Source organism: Rhizobium mongolense subsp. loessense (genome assembly GCF_900099775.1).
Lineage (GTDB): Bacteria > Pseudomonadota > Alphaproteobacteria > Rhizobiales > Rhizobiaceae > Rhizobium > Rhizobium loessense.
Genome location: NZ_FMTM01000007.1, coordinates 203789 through 218915, shown reverse-complemented (window position 1 = coordinate 218915; position 15127 = coordinate 203789). Strand labels below are relative to the sequence as shown.

The window sequence follows — 15127 nt, the reverse complement described above, 5'->3', positions numbered from 1 at the left end:
GCCAAGGCCAGGCCGAGCCAGGCCTTTATTTCAAGCGATGCCAGCCGAAGAAAAAGGCCCGCCTGGGCGAGCCTTTTTCCATCTCCGCTGACCCTTATCAGGTATCAGCGGGCGCCAGCGTCATTTTCTCCACGCCGATCGCGAGATTGAGGCCCTCCTGGGCCTGCACATTCAGCGGCTGCAGCATGAAAGCCTTGTTGGTGCCACCGGCGATCACCTTGGCACCGGCACCTGCGCCAAGGCTGGCATCGGCGCCGATTCCGTAGTATTCACCGGCAAGTGCAAATTCCGGAATGTTTGTGCCGGTCTTGGCAAGAACCTGCCAGATCATAACGCTTTTGCCGGTCTCGCCGATATCCAGGCCAAATTTCTCGATTCTGCCAGCATAGACCGCTTTCGGCCCGCCTCCGGCAGGCGTGTAGGTGCAGATGAGATTCTTCTGCGAAGTGACAATCAGTCCCTGACCGCCTTCCGATCCGCAGACCAGACGGCCGAGGCTGATATAGTTCGCAGCGCCTGCCGGGCTTGCTAAGACTGCCGCCGCCGCCGTTGCTGCGATGATCATGTGCTTGAACATGGCCGTTCTCCCTTTCGGATGACCTATCGGAAACGAATTGATCCTTTTGATTGTTCCGGCCGTTATTCGCGCTCGAGCGTGCTGCGCGGCGCCGTCAGGGTCCAGATCAGGCCCTGCGGCAGGTAGTCCACTTGCACCGTTGCGCGGAAGGCTGCTGCTGCATGCGTCTTGATGACGGTGGTTCCAAAGCCGGAGCGAGACGGTGTAGCGACCTCGGGACCGTTCCGTTCCTCCCAAATAAAACGCAGCATTGCCTCGGACTGATCCTCGACCTGGATATTCGCCCAGGAGAAGGAGACGCGGCCCTGCGGTACGGAAAGCGCACCGTATTTCACCGAATTGGTAGCAAGCTCATGCAGCGTCAGGCCCAGGTTCTGGACCGCCTCCGGCTTGACCACAAAATCCTCTCCGGAAATCTCAAGCTGTTCGGCTGCCTGCGGGAAGGCCTCCAGGTGAATGTCGATGACCCGGCGGAGCGAGGCACCGGACCATTGTTCGCTTGTCAAAAGCTCAATCGAACGGACGAGCCCGTCGAGGCGATCGGAAACGGCCGACTGGAAGCCTTCGACGCTGTCGGCCTGTTTGGCGAGTTGGCGCATCATTGCCTGGGCCAGCGTGAGCAGGTTCTTCGTTCGATGCACGAGCTCATGCATTATGAAATGCAGACGGTCTTCCGTCTGGCTGCGATCGAACGAGGCATTGGAGAGAGCAACGGCGACCTGGTTTGCCTCAATGACGCTGGTATCGATCGGCGCCACGATTTGGCCCTCGCCCATGCGGCTCGCCATGTCGGCTATATCGCGGATCGTGGTGCGCACCTGCCGCGCCACGGCATAGGCCGCAAGCACGGCGACCAGAAGCAATGCGATGCCGCCGACGATCAGGAAACGCCATGTCGTGAGGATCGATGCCTGCGCCGTGGCAACCGGTCCCCAGACCACCGTTTTCCAGGACCACCCGGGAATTTGAGCATAACCCAGGAGTTGATTCGGCAAAATATCCTCGTCTTCGAAGACGCCGCGCGAAGCGGTAAGCGACGGCAGGATACGCGTGTCGAACGGCGTTCCAGGGGCAATGCTTGCCATGCCGCTCGAAGCCACCACATGGCCGCCCTGATCGATCACCGCAGCCGACCAACCCGACGCAAGCCCTTCGGTCGTGACAAGTCTGGCGAGGTCCTTGGCATTCTGGGTGACGATCAGGGCCGCGACTTGACCCGCATCCAGCGGCATCGTGACATTGTAGACCCACTCGCCGCTGGTCGCTCCCTTGAAGACGTCGGATGCTTCGATACGGCCGGACCCGATGGCCGATTCCATCGCAGGGATATTGGCTGTCTTGCTTAGCGGCGTGCCGAAATCACGGCGCGTGTTCAGTAGCTGCTGGCCGCTTCGGTCGACGGCGATCACATAGAGAGTATCGCCGCGCAGGGCCGTTTCGGTCCGCTCATGAAACGAGGCGAAGTCGTTGTTCTCGAGTTCCGGCGATGTTGAGAGCAGACGAAGTGTCGTCGCCATGTCCTGCAACTGCCGGTCAATAGAGCGAGAGAGGGTCAGCGCGTCTTGCGCCGTCTCGCGCCGCAGCGTCGTGCGCTGATTGTCCTCGAGCTGCAGAAGCAGGAGTGTGACGAAAGCAAAGATCGGTACGGCGATCGAGACCGCCATGGCAATCAGGTAGGTGCCGATCGAAGCTTTGGGAAACAGCCGCGCACGCAGACTCATGGGCATAATCTTTGCAGGCTTTCGAGGGCGAATGGCCTGGCCGGATTTTCGCAAACAGTTACGAAAGCAAAAAGCTGCATCGCCGTCAGTGCCCTCAACGCGTCCGGATTCCCGATAGCCTGCTATCGAAGCAGGAACATGTTAGGGGCACGGGAAATTGGTTGCAACACACTAAAACATGCTGACGGAAGAATTGTAATGGTCATACTATTGTGCCGTCAGGCGAACCGGGAGGGCCGAAATGATCCGAGGCTTGCGTCAGTTGCGCCTGACAGAATTTCGTTTGCCGCGAGCGTGCCGACCAACGGAGCAAGCGTCACGCCGGAATGCATAACGGCGACGTAAAGGCCGCCGATGCCGCAATTGCCGATGATCGGGAAGCCGTCTCGCGGCGTCGGGCGATATCCGACAGTGAGGAAATCCATTGTCAGAGCGTCGCTTTCCAAAAGGCTCGCTTTAACTTTTGCAAAGAGAGCGGCCGCGGTCGCCTTACGGTCTTCGCCCGGATCGCTGCCACCGAAGTCGCTGCCCGCGATGATGCGTCCTTCGGTCGTCTGGCGCATATGCAGTTCCGTCGCAATCACCAGGCCGTTCAGCCGTTTCTCGAACGGGCGGGAGTGGACGATCAGGCCGGGCGGAGCGTCAATCGGCAGCGTGATCCCGGCTGACGCGGCTATGGGAACGGATCCTGCACCGGAAGCGAGGACGACATGATCCGCATCGACCAGACCTTGTGACGTCACGACGCCGGCAATGTGATCTCCGCTACGGATGAGGCTGCGAACGGCAGCGCCGATGAATTTCGCGCCTCGCGCTTCGGCATCCGCCAGCATCATGCGCGCGGCTGCCACCGGCTCGACTGCACCTTCCTCAGCGACAGCAAGGGCAAAATCGGGTGCATTGCGCAAATAGGGTTCGCGGCGGGAGATCTCACTGCGCTCGATGCGGTCGATTCCGTAACCCCAGCCGCCATGCTCCTTCGCGTAAGCTTCGAGTTGATCGCCGGGCAGGTCCCAGCAGATGCCGCCGCACCAGGAAAGCGGCAGGCCCGGAAGCTCCGCAGCGAGCCGCTTCCACTCCGCCATCGAGCGGCGCCGGAAATGAAAGTAGAATTGGGGGTTTCCCCAGCTGGCATTGATCCAGGCGAAGGAATTGGGTGTTGCGACGCCGCCGGTTTCTTCGGCGATGACCGTCACAGCAGCACCGGCCTTCGCCAAATGCCAGGCGATTGAGGCGCCTATGATACCGGCGCCGACGACGATCACATGCCGTTTCGCCGCCATCGCTGTTTTCTCCGTGATCTACAGGTATCAGCCGCTGGTTGCCGCGCCGACGCGGACCAGGCCGTCGCGGGCCGGCTGGTATTTGGGGTCCAGACCGATCGCGTGACGATAGGAACGGGCCGCCTTGTCCTTTTCGCCACGGCGCTCGTAGACGAGCGCCTGGTTGGCCCAGGATTCGGCGATGTTGCCGTTGAGCTCGATCGCATGGTTGAAGTCGGCGAAGGCATTGTCGTCGTCATTCAGCGCGATATAGGAAATGCCGCGGCCATTATAGGGCTCGGGCGAATTCGGTGACAGCGAGATTGCCTTCGAGAAATCGTCGATCGCCTTGTCCTGCTGATTGCGCTTTTGGAAAATCAGGCCGCGATTGTGATAGGCGCGGCCATCCGTCGTGCCGAGCTGGATCGCGCGGGCGAAATCGTTGAATGCCGCATCGTCCTGGCTGGCCTGGCGATAGACGTTGCCGCGGCCGATATAGGCAACGTCGTAGCTCGGGTTGATCTGCAGCGCGGCATTGTAATCGGCGATCGCCTGTTGCTGCTGGCCCATGTTGCGATGGACGAGCGCGCGGTTGGCATAGGCCTGGAAGAAGCGCGGATTGATCTGCAGGGCGGTATTGAAGTCGTTCAGCGCGGCCTTGAACTGACCGGCACGGCCATAGGCCGAGCCTCGGACGTTGTATGCTTCCGGATCACGCGGATTGGAATTGATCACCGAGGTCAACGAGGCAATGTTCTCTTCGGAACCCTGAGCCTTGTCGAGGCGGATCACAGCATCGGAGGTGTTGTCGGTCTGGCAACCGGCAAGGCCGATTGCGGCAAGAACTGCAAGCACCGGCAGCAGCGTCGCTTTCGGCGCGCGCAAGGACCGGGGCGAGGTGAACAAGAAATCAGCCATTCGTGCGCTTCCCCCATGCGTCATATCCGGGGGCAATCGGATATGCGATCTTCAGCAGCAAAAATAAAAAGGCGGCGGCGACACGTAATCGCCCCCGCCAACATGCATTTGAAAACGTCGAAATAACGACGGCACCGCTTAGCGTGCGACCAGACCTTCGCGCTGGGCCCGCTTGCGAGCCAGCTTGCGAACGCGGCGAACAGCTTCGGCCTTCTCGCGGGCGCGCTTCTGCGACGGCTTCTCGTAGTAGTCGCGCATCTTCATTTCGCGGAAAATGCCTTCGCGCTGCATCTTCTTCTTGAGAGCGCGGAGAGCCTGATCGACATTGTTATCGCGGACGAGTACCTGCACGAGAATCACGTTCCTTTGGTTTTGGTTGACACCAGCGGCGGCACAGCGCCAGGGCAAAATTATACGGTTCGCGCGGCCGGAGCCTTGCGATTGGTGATGCGGGATAACAGATCGAAGGCACGAAGTCCAGACTGATATGGCGATCTGCGGAAAAAATGGCGGATAAGCCTTCCGCCTGCTTGGTGGATGCGGCGTCCAGAAATGCATTTGCTATTGCGGTATGCAGAAATACCCCTATATATGAGCCTATCGAATATTGCTTGTGACCTTTGTCACGCGCTGAGCGCTCTGTCAGATTTCCTCTCAACTCTCGATAAGAGCCGGCGAATTTTTCCCGGCAGTGCAGCGATTGAAAGGAGATCGTTCATGAATTCAGGCACAGTTAAGTGGTTCAATAGCGCCAAGGGCTTTGGCTTTATTCAGCCGGACGACGGTTCGACCGACGTATTTGTTCACATTTCCGCCGTGGAGCGTGCCGGCATGAGCGCGTTGTCCGACGGGCAGAAGGTACGCTACGATCTCGTCCGGGACAAAAAGTCCGGCAAGAACGCTGCGGATAATCTCCAGGCCGCGTGATTTGTCATTTGCCACGGCTGACCACGGATGTACTGGCAGCAGGCCGAATGACGGGAAGAGGTCGGGTAAAGCGCCCGGCCTTTTTGACATTTTGAAAGAGCACCGTGATGCCAAAGCCAAACTATAAGGCAAAGCCGACCTATAAAATAGGTGACTTTGTCGTGCTGAAGTCCGGTCTCACCCGAACTGCCGCTGCCGACAGGCGATGCAGGGTCGTCGGCATCCTGCCGAACGACCATGGACATGTACAATACCGTGTTCGGTTCGAGGCCGAAAACTTCGAGCGCAGGATAACAGCGCTTGATATCGATGCGACCGAATCCCCGCCGCGGATTTCAGGCGCTCAGGTAGCCCAAACTTCCAATGCCGAGCCTTGGCTGAAGACGTTCAGCATCAAGGTTCGAAAGTAACGCCTCTTTAACCATACGGCATGCCATTGCCGCGAAAGGATAAGATTTTGCAGGTTCTCGTCAGGGACAACAATGTCGACCAGGCTCTTCGCGTTCTCAAGAAGAAGATGCAGCGCGAAGGTCTGTTTCGTGAAATGAAGGCGCGCAGCGCCTATGAAAAGCCATCCGAGAAGCGCGCCCGCGAAAAGGGCGAAGCTATCCGCCGTCAGCGGAAACTCGCGCGCAAGAAGATGCAGCGCGAAGGTTTGCTGCCGATGCCCAAAAAGGCCGCAAATACACGTTGAGTGTCGCTTGCGAGCGTGGTTTCCAAATCGCGAACCATCCAAGGAAAAGTGAATGACTGCCACAAAGGACGCATTCTTCAACGCCACGAAGATGTCGGCCCGCGACAAGGCGGAAGCCACGGATCACACGGCGCGGGCGATTATTGCAGACGAAGCAAAACTGCGTGAAAAAAAGACGGAGAAGCTGAAAGCCCTCCGTCTGCAGCGGCAGGCCGAAGCTGAGCCCGAACTTCCGGCTCCGAAAAGGAAGCGCAAGGTTTCAGTCAAATCGGCCGGCCAATAGGTTTTATTGCAAAACGCGGTCCCTTCCCGGACGGCGTCTGCCCGATTCCCACGCGCTCCCACACAATCTCTCGTTATGCTGCGTGCCAGTTCTGCGACAGGATGGCGTTCGGCGCTAAAGCGGCGTAGCCTTTCTTCGCTGCTCAGCGGCTTGCAGCGTAGGGGGCGCCATCGGGTTCATGACACGCGCGCAGCAAATCGGTGTCATCATCGGCTTGGCGATTGTTGCGGTGCTCACGCTGCTACGGGCCAGCGATCCACAGCTGCTGCGATCGATCCGCGATGTGACCTTCGACGAATACCAGCGCGTATCACCGCGATCCTTCGAAGAGCTGCCGGTTCGGGTAATCGATATCGACGAGGCATCGCTGCGCGAATTCGGCCAGTGGCCATGGCCGAGAGACAGGCTGGCTCTGCTCGTCGACAGGTTGTCCGAGATGGGTGCGGCGGCGATCGCCTTCGACATTCTCTTTGCCGAGCCGGACCGGCTTTCGCCACGGACCGTCTTAGGCAATGTGTCCGGCATCGATCCGTCGCTGCTGTCGCAATTGCCGGACAATGACGAGATTTTCGCCGATTCGATTGCCGATAAGCCTGTCGTGCTCGGCTTCGGCTTGACCAACGAGGGAACCTATCGCCCATCCGTCAAGGCAGGCTTCGCCTTCACCGGCGAGAGTCCCGTCGGCGCACCTCCGCATATCCATGCCGCAACGCCGTTACGTCCGCGCCTTGAAGCGAACGCCGCTGGCATCGGTCATATCAGTCTCAATCCGGGCAGCTCCTCGTCGGTCGTGCGGGCAGTTCCGCTGTTCTTGACGGATGGTGAGCAGCTTTATCCAAATCTGGCGCTGGAGGCGCTGCGTGTTGCGCAGGGCGTCTCGACCTATGTGCTGGCGGGCGCTCCGGATGCGCAGGGCATCATGGTCTCAGTCAAGACAGGCGATTTTGTCGTCCCAGTGACGGCGGCCGGCGAGCTATGGCTCTATGTCAGCCCCGACCGTGCGGAGCGATATGTTTCCGCGCGGCATGTGCTTGCAGAAAAAGGTGCCTCGGCCGAAGTCAGCGCGGCGATAAACGGAAGTATCGTCTTTATCGGCACGTCGGCCGCGGGGCTGCAGGATATCCGTGTCACGGCGCTTGGAGAGAATGTGCCGGGCGTTTCGCTGCACGCGCAGGCCGTCGAGCAGATTTTGAACGGCCGCTATCTGTCGCGGCCGGATTGGGCGGATGGCCTGGAGATATTCGCCATCGCAGTGCTTGGCAGCCTTTTGGTGATATTGACGACCTTCGTCAGCCCGGCGGTCGCCCTGGCCTGTGGTTTGGCGATTACTGCGCTTGCTGTTGTCGCCTCCTGGCTCTGCTTTTCCTATGCCGGGCTTCTTTTCGATCCGCTGGCTCCGATCATCAGCGGATCAGTGACGCATTTCGCCGCGACGTCGTTCCGCATCCTGGTGATCGACCGGGAAAGGCGCGAGGTTCGCCGCGCATTCGGGCAGTATCTGTCGCCATCGCTTCTCTATCGTATCGAGCATACCCGCGACGCAATGCGCCTTGGCGGCGACGATCGGCAGCTGACGGTCATGTTTGTCGATGTGCGTCATTTCACCGAAATCAGTGAGCGGCTGCCGCCGACGGCCGTCGTCGGATTCCTGAACACGCTGCTCGACGCGCTGAGCCGCCATGTCGTCGCCAATGAGGGCACGCTCGACAAGTTCATCGGCGACTCGATCATGGCGTTCTGGAATGCGCCAGTCGATGTTGCCGATCACGAGACGAAGGCGGTGCGCGCCGCTCTGGCCATGCGGGAAACGCTTGCCGAGCTCAATGCTGCCGACGCCTTCGGCTTCGGCAAGGATCAGCCGGTGGGAATCGGCATCGGCATCCATACCGGCATTGCCTGTGTCGGAAATATGGGAGCCGAAACGCGCTTCAACTACTCGGCCGTCGGCGATGCCGTGAACGTTGCTGCGCGGATCGAATCCTCCTGCAAGGAAGTCGGCTTCGATATTCTGATTTCGGAGGACACGGCGCGGCTGCAGTTAGGCGCTGCGCTGCTTAAAGCGGGCACCATCGGCCTGAAGGGAAAGAGCAGTCGGACGCGCCTATTCGCTGTCGTCGGCGATGAGCGCGTGAGGCAATCGGCCGAATTTGGTGAGCTGCGGCAGCTCCACGATCAGCTTATCGAGGCACTTCGCTTGCGCTCGCCCGACACGCGCAGGATCGTCAGTGCCATCAGGTTGAGGAGCAAAATGATCGCACCCGGCCTGGCAGAGTTTTATCGCCGGATTTCCCGCAGGGCCGAACATTTCCGTGATGAACCGATTTCTGAGGAAGCGCGCCCCGCACAATGACGCATCAGCGATGGTGGTTCCGTTCGCCGCGATCCCTGTCGCGGTCCTTGCCATGATGATGGTCGCCTTCGTCGCGGTCTCTGTCGTGATCGCCCCGGTGGTGATCATGTGATTTATGCGGCCGATCGTGGTCATGCTGCTTGTCCGGCTTATGCGGCCTGTCGGGTTTGTCGGGTTTGTGTGGTCTATCGGGCTTATCCGGCTTATCCGGCTTATCCGGCTTGTCAGGTTTATGCGGTTTCTCCGGCTTCGGTTGCGGAGGCGAGACGGCCGGCGCCTGGCGCTGAAGGTTATCGGGCCGCTGCAGTGCCGCCATCAGTCCGCAGCCGCCGCCCATCATGCCGGAAAGCGACTGACTGCCGGAAAGGAATGGGAGGGCGCGTGGCGTTCCCAGTCTTCGAAGGACGCCCTGGTTGACGGGCGCCACATCCGTCATGTTGCCGTTGGGTGTTGCAACGACACAGTCGCAACGGCGTGTCAGTTGCCGGCAGCCACCCGGGCCGCAAAACTGGGCGGCGCCATTCAGCATGACGACGGCCGTCGTTCCATCCGGGCCGACATAGAAATCGAAGGCGGTGCCACGCACGCCGATCGTGCCCGCAGGTGTCAGGATCTGGTAGGCGGACGATTTCGAACTGCCGCTGATCCAGCGGAAAGTCCCCTTCGCTGCGCGGATGCTCAGCTTTTTCACCGATTGAGAGTCATCGAAGATGTATTTGTCGATGACGACTGACGAACCCCAGCCAACCGCAAGCTTGGTGCCGTCACGGAAGAGAAACTGGCCGAGGCCGGATTTCGATGTACGAATGCGCTCGTCGCGATGGACTGCGGCATTTACGGTCAGCGGTCCCGTTTGACCGGTCACTTCCGTCTTGATGTGGACCGCCTGGCCAACCTGCTCGGCTGCGGAGGCCGGCGTGGGGCTGAAAAGCACGGCGCTGAGCACCGTGGCTGTGGCAAGACGCCGATACGACATGGGAATACCCCTAAGAATAGGAATATTAGCATGTAGTTTTGCGGCTCGTCTTCCTGCCCTCTTGGGTTAGTCGGACTAATCCGGTGCGGCCGGGCGGATGCGACAACCTCGCTGTCATCACCACTTGTTCCACCCATGTCAAACAAAAGCCCGTTCGCGTCGCAAAAGAAACGTTGTGCCGCATTTCGATTTGCGATTTGTATGGCCACGAAGAAAATGCCTTTCCCTGAAGGAGATCAAGGCGGATGCGGAAATACTCGGTTTTTGCCGTGGCACGGGAAGCGCTCAGAGGCCACAAGGGCTGGGAGAGGCAGTGGACTTCGCCGGAGCCGCGTGCGCAATACGACGTCATTATCATCGGCGGCGGCGGGCATGGTCTGGGAGCAGCCTACTACCTTGCCAAGGAGCACGGCATCACCAACGTCGCGGTGTTGGAAAAAGGCTGGCTCGGCGGTGGCAACACCGGCCGTAACACCACCATCATCCGCTCGAACTATCTCTATGAAGAGAGCATGCACATCTACGAGCATTCTATGAAGCTCTGGGAGAACCTGTCGCAGGATCTGAATTACAATGTGATGTATTCGCCGCGCGGCGTGATGATGCTCTCGCACAACATCCACGATCAGCAGTCCTTCAAGCGCCATATCCATGCCAACCGCCTCTATGGTATCGATAATGAATGGCTGACGCCGGAGCAGGCGAAGGCCTATTGCCCCCCGCTCGATATTTCGGCAAAGGCGCGCTACCCGATTAACGGCGCCGCTTTGCAGCGCCGCGGCGGTACGGCGCGTCATGATGCGGTCGCCTGGGGTTACGCCCGTGCGGCGTCGGATCGGGGCGTTCACATCATCCAGAATTGCGAAGTCACCGGCATCCGCCGCGGACCGGACGGGCGGGTTGTTGGCGTCGAAACCAATCGCGGCTTCATCGGCGCGAAGAAGCTCGGTGTCTCCGCGGCTGGCCACTCGACGACCGTGATGAAGATGGCGGACGTGCGCGTGCCGCTGCAATCGAGCCCGCTGCAGGCGCTGGTTTCCGAACCACTAAAGCCGATCTTTCCCTGTGTCGTCATGTCGAACACGGTGCATGCCTATATCTCGCAGTCCGACAAGGGCGAGCTCGTCATCGGCGCTGGCACGGACCAGTATAATTCCTATTCGCAGACAGGCGGCTTGCAGATCATCACGCATACGCTTGATGCGATTTGCGAGCTCTTTCCGATGTTCCGCCGCGTGAAGATGATGCGCTCCTGGGGCGGCATCGTCGATAATACGCCGGACCGTTCGGCAATCCAGTCGAAGACGCCGGTTCCGGGGCTCTACGTCAACTGCGGCTGGGGAACGGGCGGCTTCAAGGCAACGCCGGGTTCGGCCAATCTCTTTGCGCACCTGATCGCCCGTGACGAGCCGCACAAGTTCAATGCCGGGTTGACGCTGGAGCGCTTCCGCACCGGACGGCTCATCGACGAAGCGGCAGCCGCCGCCGTCGCGCACTGACCACGCACTTCCGACAAGGGAAACCAATGCTACTGATCCACTGCCCATACTGTCAGGAAGAGCGTTCCGAGCTCGAATTCCGTGGCGCAGGCGACGCGCATATTGCGCGGCCCCAGAATATCGCTTCGATTTCCGACGAGGAGTTTGAGGCCTATTTCTTCCTGCGCGACAACCCGAAGGGTCTGATCTTCGAACGCTGGCGGCACGTCCACGGCTGCGGCCGTTTCTTCAATGCGGCGCGCGACACCATCAGCGACAAATTCATCATGACCTACAAGGCAGGCGAGCCAAAGCCTGAAATAGGCGCTGCCAGCGTCCCGCACGCCCCCGTCGAAACCTATGAAGCGATGGAAGGAGAGGCGCAATGAGCGGCGCGAACCGAATTCCAGGCAAGGGACGCCTGACGCCGGCGAGAACCGCCCGCTTCACTTTCGACGGCAAGAGCTATACCGCGCTCGAAGGCGATACCGTCGCTTCGGCCCTGATCGCCAACGGCGTGCATCTCGTCGGCCGCTCCTTCAAGTACCACCGCCCGCGCGGCATCCTTTCAGCTGGCGCGGAAGAGCCGAATGCGCTGATCGACGTCGCCCGAGACTCGGCGCGAAAGCAGCCGAACGTGCGCGCCACGGTTCAGGAAGTCTTCGACGGTATGATCGTCAAGTCGCAGAACCGCTTCCCGTCGCTTGCTTTTGACGTCGGTGGCATCAACAATCTGCTTTCGCCGTTCTTTGCGGCCGGATTCTACTACAAGACCTTCATGTGGCCGAGGGCTGCCTGGAAGCACGTCTATGAGCCACTCATCCGACGCTCCGCCGGTCTCGGCGTCGCGCCGACGGAAGCCGATCCGGATCACTACGCAAGCCGCTATGCGCATTGCGACGTGCTCGTCGCCGGCGCAGGCGTTGCCGGTCTCTCCGCTGCCCTTGCCGCGGCTGAGGCGGGCGCCCGCGTCATCATCTGCGACGAGCAGCCGGAATGCGGCGGTGCGTTGCGTTTCGACTGCGGAGTAAAGATCGACGGCATCGAAGGCTATGTCTGGGCGCAGCAGGCGGCTGCCAAGCTCAAGGCGATGGACAACGTGCAGGTTCTGACACGCACGACGGCCTTCGGCTACTACAATCATAATTTCATCGCTCTTGCCGAGCGCGTGACCGACCATATCGCCAAGCCAGGCCGTGACCTGCCGCGCGAGCGTCTCTGGCAGGTCCGCGCCAAGCGGGTGATCCTCGCCAGCGGTGCAATCGAGCGCCACATGGTATTCCGAAACAACGACCGTCCGGGCATCATGCTGGCGTCCGCTGCGCGCACGTACCTGAACCATTACGGCGTCGCTGTCGGAGCCAGGATTGGTGTCTACACCGCCCATGATTCGGCCTATGAAGCCGCTTTCGACCTGAAGCGTGCCGGCGTGGCAATCACTGCGATCGTCGATTGCCGCCAGACACCGGGGGCTGCAGTCCTTGCCGAAGCGCGTTCGCTCGGTATCGAGGTGCTGGCTGGACAATCGGTCATTAATACTTCCGGCAAGCTCCGCGTCTCATCGATGACCGTGGCCCGCAACGGTGGCGGCTCGCCACGCAAGATTGCAATCGATGCATTGCTGGTTTCGGCCGGCTGGACGCCGTCGGTGCACCTTTTCTCGCAGTCGCGCGGCAAGGTGAAGTTCGAGCCGGAAAGCCAGCGCTTCCTGCCCGGCACCTATGCGCAGGACTGCCTGTCGGTCGGCGCCTGCAACGGCACGGACGGCCTGCAGCAGACGATCGAAGAGTCTCTTGCTGCCGGCGAGCTGATGGCGCAGGCCGTCGGAAAATCGGGCAGTGGCAAGATCAGCATCTCGGCCGAGCAGGCCTATGACTGGACCGGAGGTATGATCGGTGCTGCCGAAGGTGCCGGCCCGGAGACGAGCGCCAAGGCCTTCATCGACTTCCAGCACGATGTCTGCGCCAAGGATATCCGTCTTGCGGTGCGCGAGGGCATGCACTCGATCGAGCACATCAAGCGTTTCACGACGAACGGCATGGCCTCCGACCAGGGCAAGCTCTCCAACATGCACGGTCTGGCGATCGCCGCTGAAATGCTCGGCAAGGAAATCCCGCAGGTCGGCCTCACGACCTTCCGTGCGCCCTATACGCCGGTCACCTATGGCACGCTGATCAGCCATTCGCGCGGCGAGCTCTTCGACCCCGCGCGTAAGACGCCGATGCATCAGTGGGAAGAGGCGCATGGCGCTGTGTTCGAAGACGTCGGCAACTGGAAACGTGCCTGGTTCTATCCGCGCGCCGGCGAAACGATGCATCAGTCAGTTGCCCGCGAATGCAAAACGGCTCGCGATATCGCAGGCGTTTTTGATGCCTCGACGCTCGGCAAGATCGAGGTCGTCGGCCCGGATGCGGCCGAGTTCATGAACCTCATGTACACCAATGCCTGGGACACGCTGAAACCCGGCAAGTGCCGCTATGGCATCATGACCCGCGAAGACGGCTTCGTGTACGACGACGGCGTTGTCGGGCGTCTTGCCGATGACCGTTTCCATGTGACGACGACGACAGGCGGCGCGCCGCGCGTTCTTCATCACATGGAAGACTATCTGCAGACGGAGTTCCCGCACCTGAAGGTGTGGCTGACCTCCGTTACCGAGCAATGGGCTGTGATTGCCGTGCAAGGTCCCAAGGCGCGCGAGATCGTCGCACCGCTCGTTGAGGGGCTCGATATTTCCAACGAGGCCTTCCCGCATATGAGCGTTGGCGAGTGCAAGGTCTGCGGCGTGCCTGCGCGCCTCTTCCGAGTGTCGTTTACTGGCGAAGTCGGCTTCGAAATCAACGTTCCAGCCGATTTCGGCCAGTCGGTGCTCGAAGCTGTCTGGGCGAATGCCGAGCCGCTCGGCGCCTGCGTCTACGGCACCGAGACGATGCACGTTCTTCGCGCCGAAAAGGGCTATATCATCGTTGGACAGGATACGGATGGCACGGTTACGCCGGATGACGCAGGTCTTTCTTGGGCCGTTTCAAAGAAGAAGACCGATTTTGTTGGCATTCGGGGGCTCAAGCGTCCCGATCTCGTCAGGGAAGGCCGCAAGCAGCTTGTCGGTCTCGTTACGAAGGATACGAAGCTGGTACTCGAAGAGGGCGCACAGATCGTCGCCAATCCGAACGAGCCGAAACCGATGACCATGCTTGGTCATGTGACCTCGTCCTACTGGTCGGAAAACCTCGGCAAGTCGATCGCCTTCGCGCTGGTCGCCGGCGGCCGGGCGCGCATAGGCGAGACTCTTTACGTACCGATGCCGGACAAGACGATCGCCGTTGAAGTGACGGATATGGTGTTCTTTGACAAAGATGGAGGCCGGATCAATGGTTGATATGGCAATTCGCAAATCCGCTCTTTCGGGCAACCACGGCGGTTCTGCCACTGTACGGCTGACGCCTGCGCCGGCGGCGAGTCGGGTGGCGCTGAGGGCGCCGGCAGGTTCGCTCAAGGCTCTTTCATCGGCTCTCGGTGTCACGATCCCGGATGCGCCGAAGACCTCGGGCCGCGAGGGCGGACGCTCGGCGCTCTGGCTCGGCCCCGACGAATGGCTGGTGATCGATGAAGACGGCGCAGATTTGATGGCCTTGTTTTCAGGTGTCAGCCTCCTTCATTCGGCGACGGATGTCTCCCATCGCAATGTCGGCATCATCGTCTCCGGCCCCGGCGCCGAAGCCGCGCTTTCGGGCGGCTGCCCGCAGGACCTGTCGATCGGCACATTTCCGGTCGGCGCCTGCTCGCGCACGCTGTTCGGCAAGGCGGAAGTCGTGTTCTTCCGCACCGAGGACGACACGTTCCGGGTCGAATGCTGGCGGTCGTTTTCCGACTATGTCTTCGGTCTGCTGGCCGAGGCGGCAGAAGACGCGGGGCACTGACGGGCTGGCCGTGAAATCGCG

General features: G+C 60.6%; 15 protein-coding genes. 9 read left to right on the top strand and 6 right to left on the bottom strand.

Annotation, left to right across the window (positions count from 1 at the left end; translation table 11 throughout):
* Nucleotides 1-97 precede the first annotated feature (97 nt).
* From BLP23_RS22150 to rpsU (BLP23_RS22130), 5 genes are all read right to left on the bottom strand, one after another.
* Nucleotides 98-577: a DUF992 domain-containing protein gene (locus BLP23_RS22150; protein ID WP_092586939.1), complete on the bottom strand. Its 480-nt coding sequence runs from the start codon at nucleotides 575-577 to the stop codon at nucleotides 98-100.
* A 62-nt stretch (nucleotides 578-639) separates the two neighbouring features.
* The gene (locus BLP23_RS22145) at nucleotides 640-2298 is read right to left on the bottom strand and encodes a sensor histidine kinase (protein ID WP_092587062.1); all 1659 of its coding nucleotides are present in this window, start codon (nucleotides 2296-2298) and stop codon (nucleotides 640-642) included.
* A 218-nt stretch (nucleotides 2299-2516) separates the two neighbouring features.
* Nucleotides 2517-3581 (bottom strand): NAD(P)/FAD-dependent oxidoreductase, encoded by a 1065-nt coding sequence (locus BLP23_RS22140; RefSeq protein WP_092586938.1) that lies wholly within the window; start codon nucleotides 3579-3581, stop codon nucleotides 2517-2519.
* A gap of 27 nt (nucleotides 3582-3608) precedes the next feature.
* Complete coding sequence (locus tag BLP23_RS22135) at nucleotides 3609-4478, bottom strand: tetratricopeptide repeat protein (RefSeq protein ID WP_092586937.1); 870 nt, start codon at nucleotides 4476-4478, stop codon at nucleotides 3609-3611.
* Nucleotides 4479-4616: 138 nt separating this feature from the next.
* Complete coding sequence (gene rpsU / locus BLP23_RS22130; RefSeq protein WP_003585885.1) at nucleotides 4617-4829, bottom strand: 30S ribosomal protein S21; 213 nt, start codon at nucleotides 4827-4829, stop codon at nucleotides 4617-4619.
* 366 nt (nucleotides 4830-5195) lie between these two features.
* Between rpsU (BLP23_RS22130) and BLP23_RS22125 the strand changes: the two genes are divergently transcribed.
* The 5 genes from BLP23_RS22125 to BLP23_RS22105 all read left to right on the top strand — a co-directional run bounded on the left by BLP23_RS22125 (nucleotide 5196) and on the right by BLP23_RS22105 (nucleotide 8732).
* A complete protein-coding gene (locus BLP23_RS22125; protein ID WP_028739741.1) occupies nucleotides 5196-5405 on the top strand; it encodes a cold-shock protein in 210 nt (69 codons plus the stop codon).
* A 107-nt stretch (nucleotides 5406-5512) separates the two neighbouring features.
* Nucleotides 5513-5815, top strand: a complete 303-nt coding sequence (locus BLP23_RS22120) for a cold-shock protein (protein ID WP_092586936.1) — start codon at nucleotides 5513-5515, stop codon at nucleotides 5813-5815.
* A gap of 47 nt (nucleotides 5816-5862) precedes the next feature.
* Entirely contained in the window at nucleotides 5863-6099 is a 237-nt protein-coding gene (gene rpsU / locus BLP23_RS22115) for a 30S ribosomal protein S21 (RefSeq protein ID WP_022715889.1), read from the top strand.
* A 52-nt stretch (nucleotides 6100-6151) separates the two neighbouring features.
* The gene (locus tag BLP23_RS22110) at nucleotides 6152-6382 is read left to right on the top strand and encodes a hypothetical protein (RefSeq protein WP_039846116.1); all 231 of its coding nucleotides are present in this window, start codon (nucleotides 6152-6154) and stop codon (nucleotides 6380-6382) included.
* Nucleotides 6383-6560: 178 nt separating this feature from the next.
* The gene (locus BLP23_RS22105) at nucleotides 6561-8732 is read left to right on the top strand and encodes a CHASE2 domain-containing protein (RefSeq protein ID WP_092586935.1); all 2172 of its coding nucleotides are present in this window, start codon (nucleotides 6561-6563) and stop codon (nucleotides 8730-8732) included.
* Between the two features lie 4 nt (nucleotides 8733-8736).
* Here BLP23_RS22105 and BLP23_RS22100 read toward each other — a convergent pair whose 3' ends face one another.
* Complete coding sequence (locus tag BLP23_RS22100) at nucleotides 8737-9708, bottom strand: FecR family protein (protein WP_092586934.1); 972 nt, start codon at nucleotides 9706-9708, stop codon at nucleotides 8737-8739.
* Nucleotides 9709-9953: 245 nt separating this feature from the next.
* Here BLP23_RS22100 and BLP23_RS22095 point away from each other — a divergent pair, with 245 nt between their 5' ends.
* Genes BLP23_RS22095 through BLP23_RS22080 form a run of 4 tightly spaced genes read left to right on the top strand, consistent with a single transcriptional unit; the run spans nucleotide 9954 to nucleotide 15106 of the window.
* Nucleotides 9954-11207: a sarcosine oxidase subunit beta family protein gene (locus BLP23_RS22095; RefSeq protein WP_092586933.1), complete on the top strand. Its 1254-nt coding sequence runs from the start codon at nucleotides 9954-9956 to the stop codon at nucleotides 11205-11207.
* A gap of 26 nt (nucleotides 11208-11233) precedes the next feature.
* Nucleotides 11234-11575 carry a sarcosine oxidase subunit delta gene (locus BLP23_RS22090; protein ID WP_092586932.1) on the top strand — a complete coding sequence of 114 codons (342 nt, stop codon included), beginning with the start codon at nucleotides 11234-11236 and terminating at the stop codon, nucleotides 11573-11575.
* Complete coding sequence (locus BLP23_RS22085) at nucleotides 11572-14565, top strand: sarcosine oxidase subunit alpha (protein WP_092586931.1); 2994 nt, start codon at nucleotides 11572-11574, stop codon at nucleotides 14563-14565. The genes BLP23_RS22090 and BLP23_RS22085 overlap by 4 nt, the downstream gene beginning before the upstream one ends.
* Nucleotides 14558-15106: a sarcosine oxidase subunit gamma gene (locus tag BLP23_RS22080; protein ID WP_092586930.1), complete on the top strand. Its 549-nt coding sequence runs from the start codon at nucleotides 14558-14560 to the stop codon at nucleotides 15104-15106. Before BLP23_RS22085 ends, BLP23_RS22080 begins: the two co-directional genes overlap by 8 nt.
* Nucleotides 15107-15127: the final 21 nt, after the last annotated feature.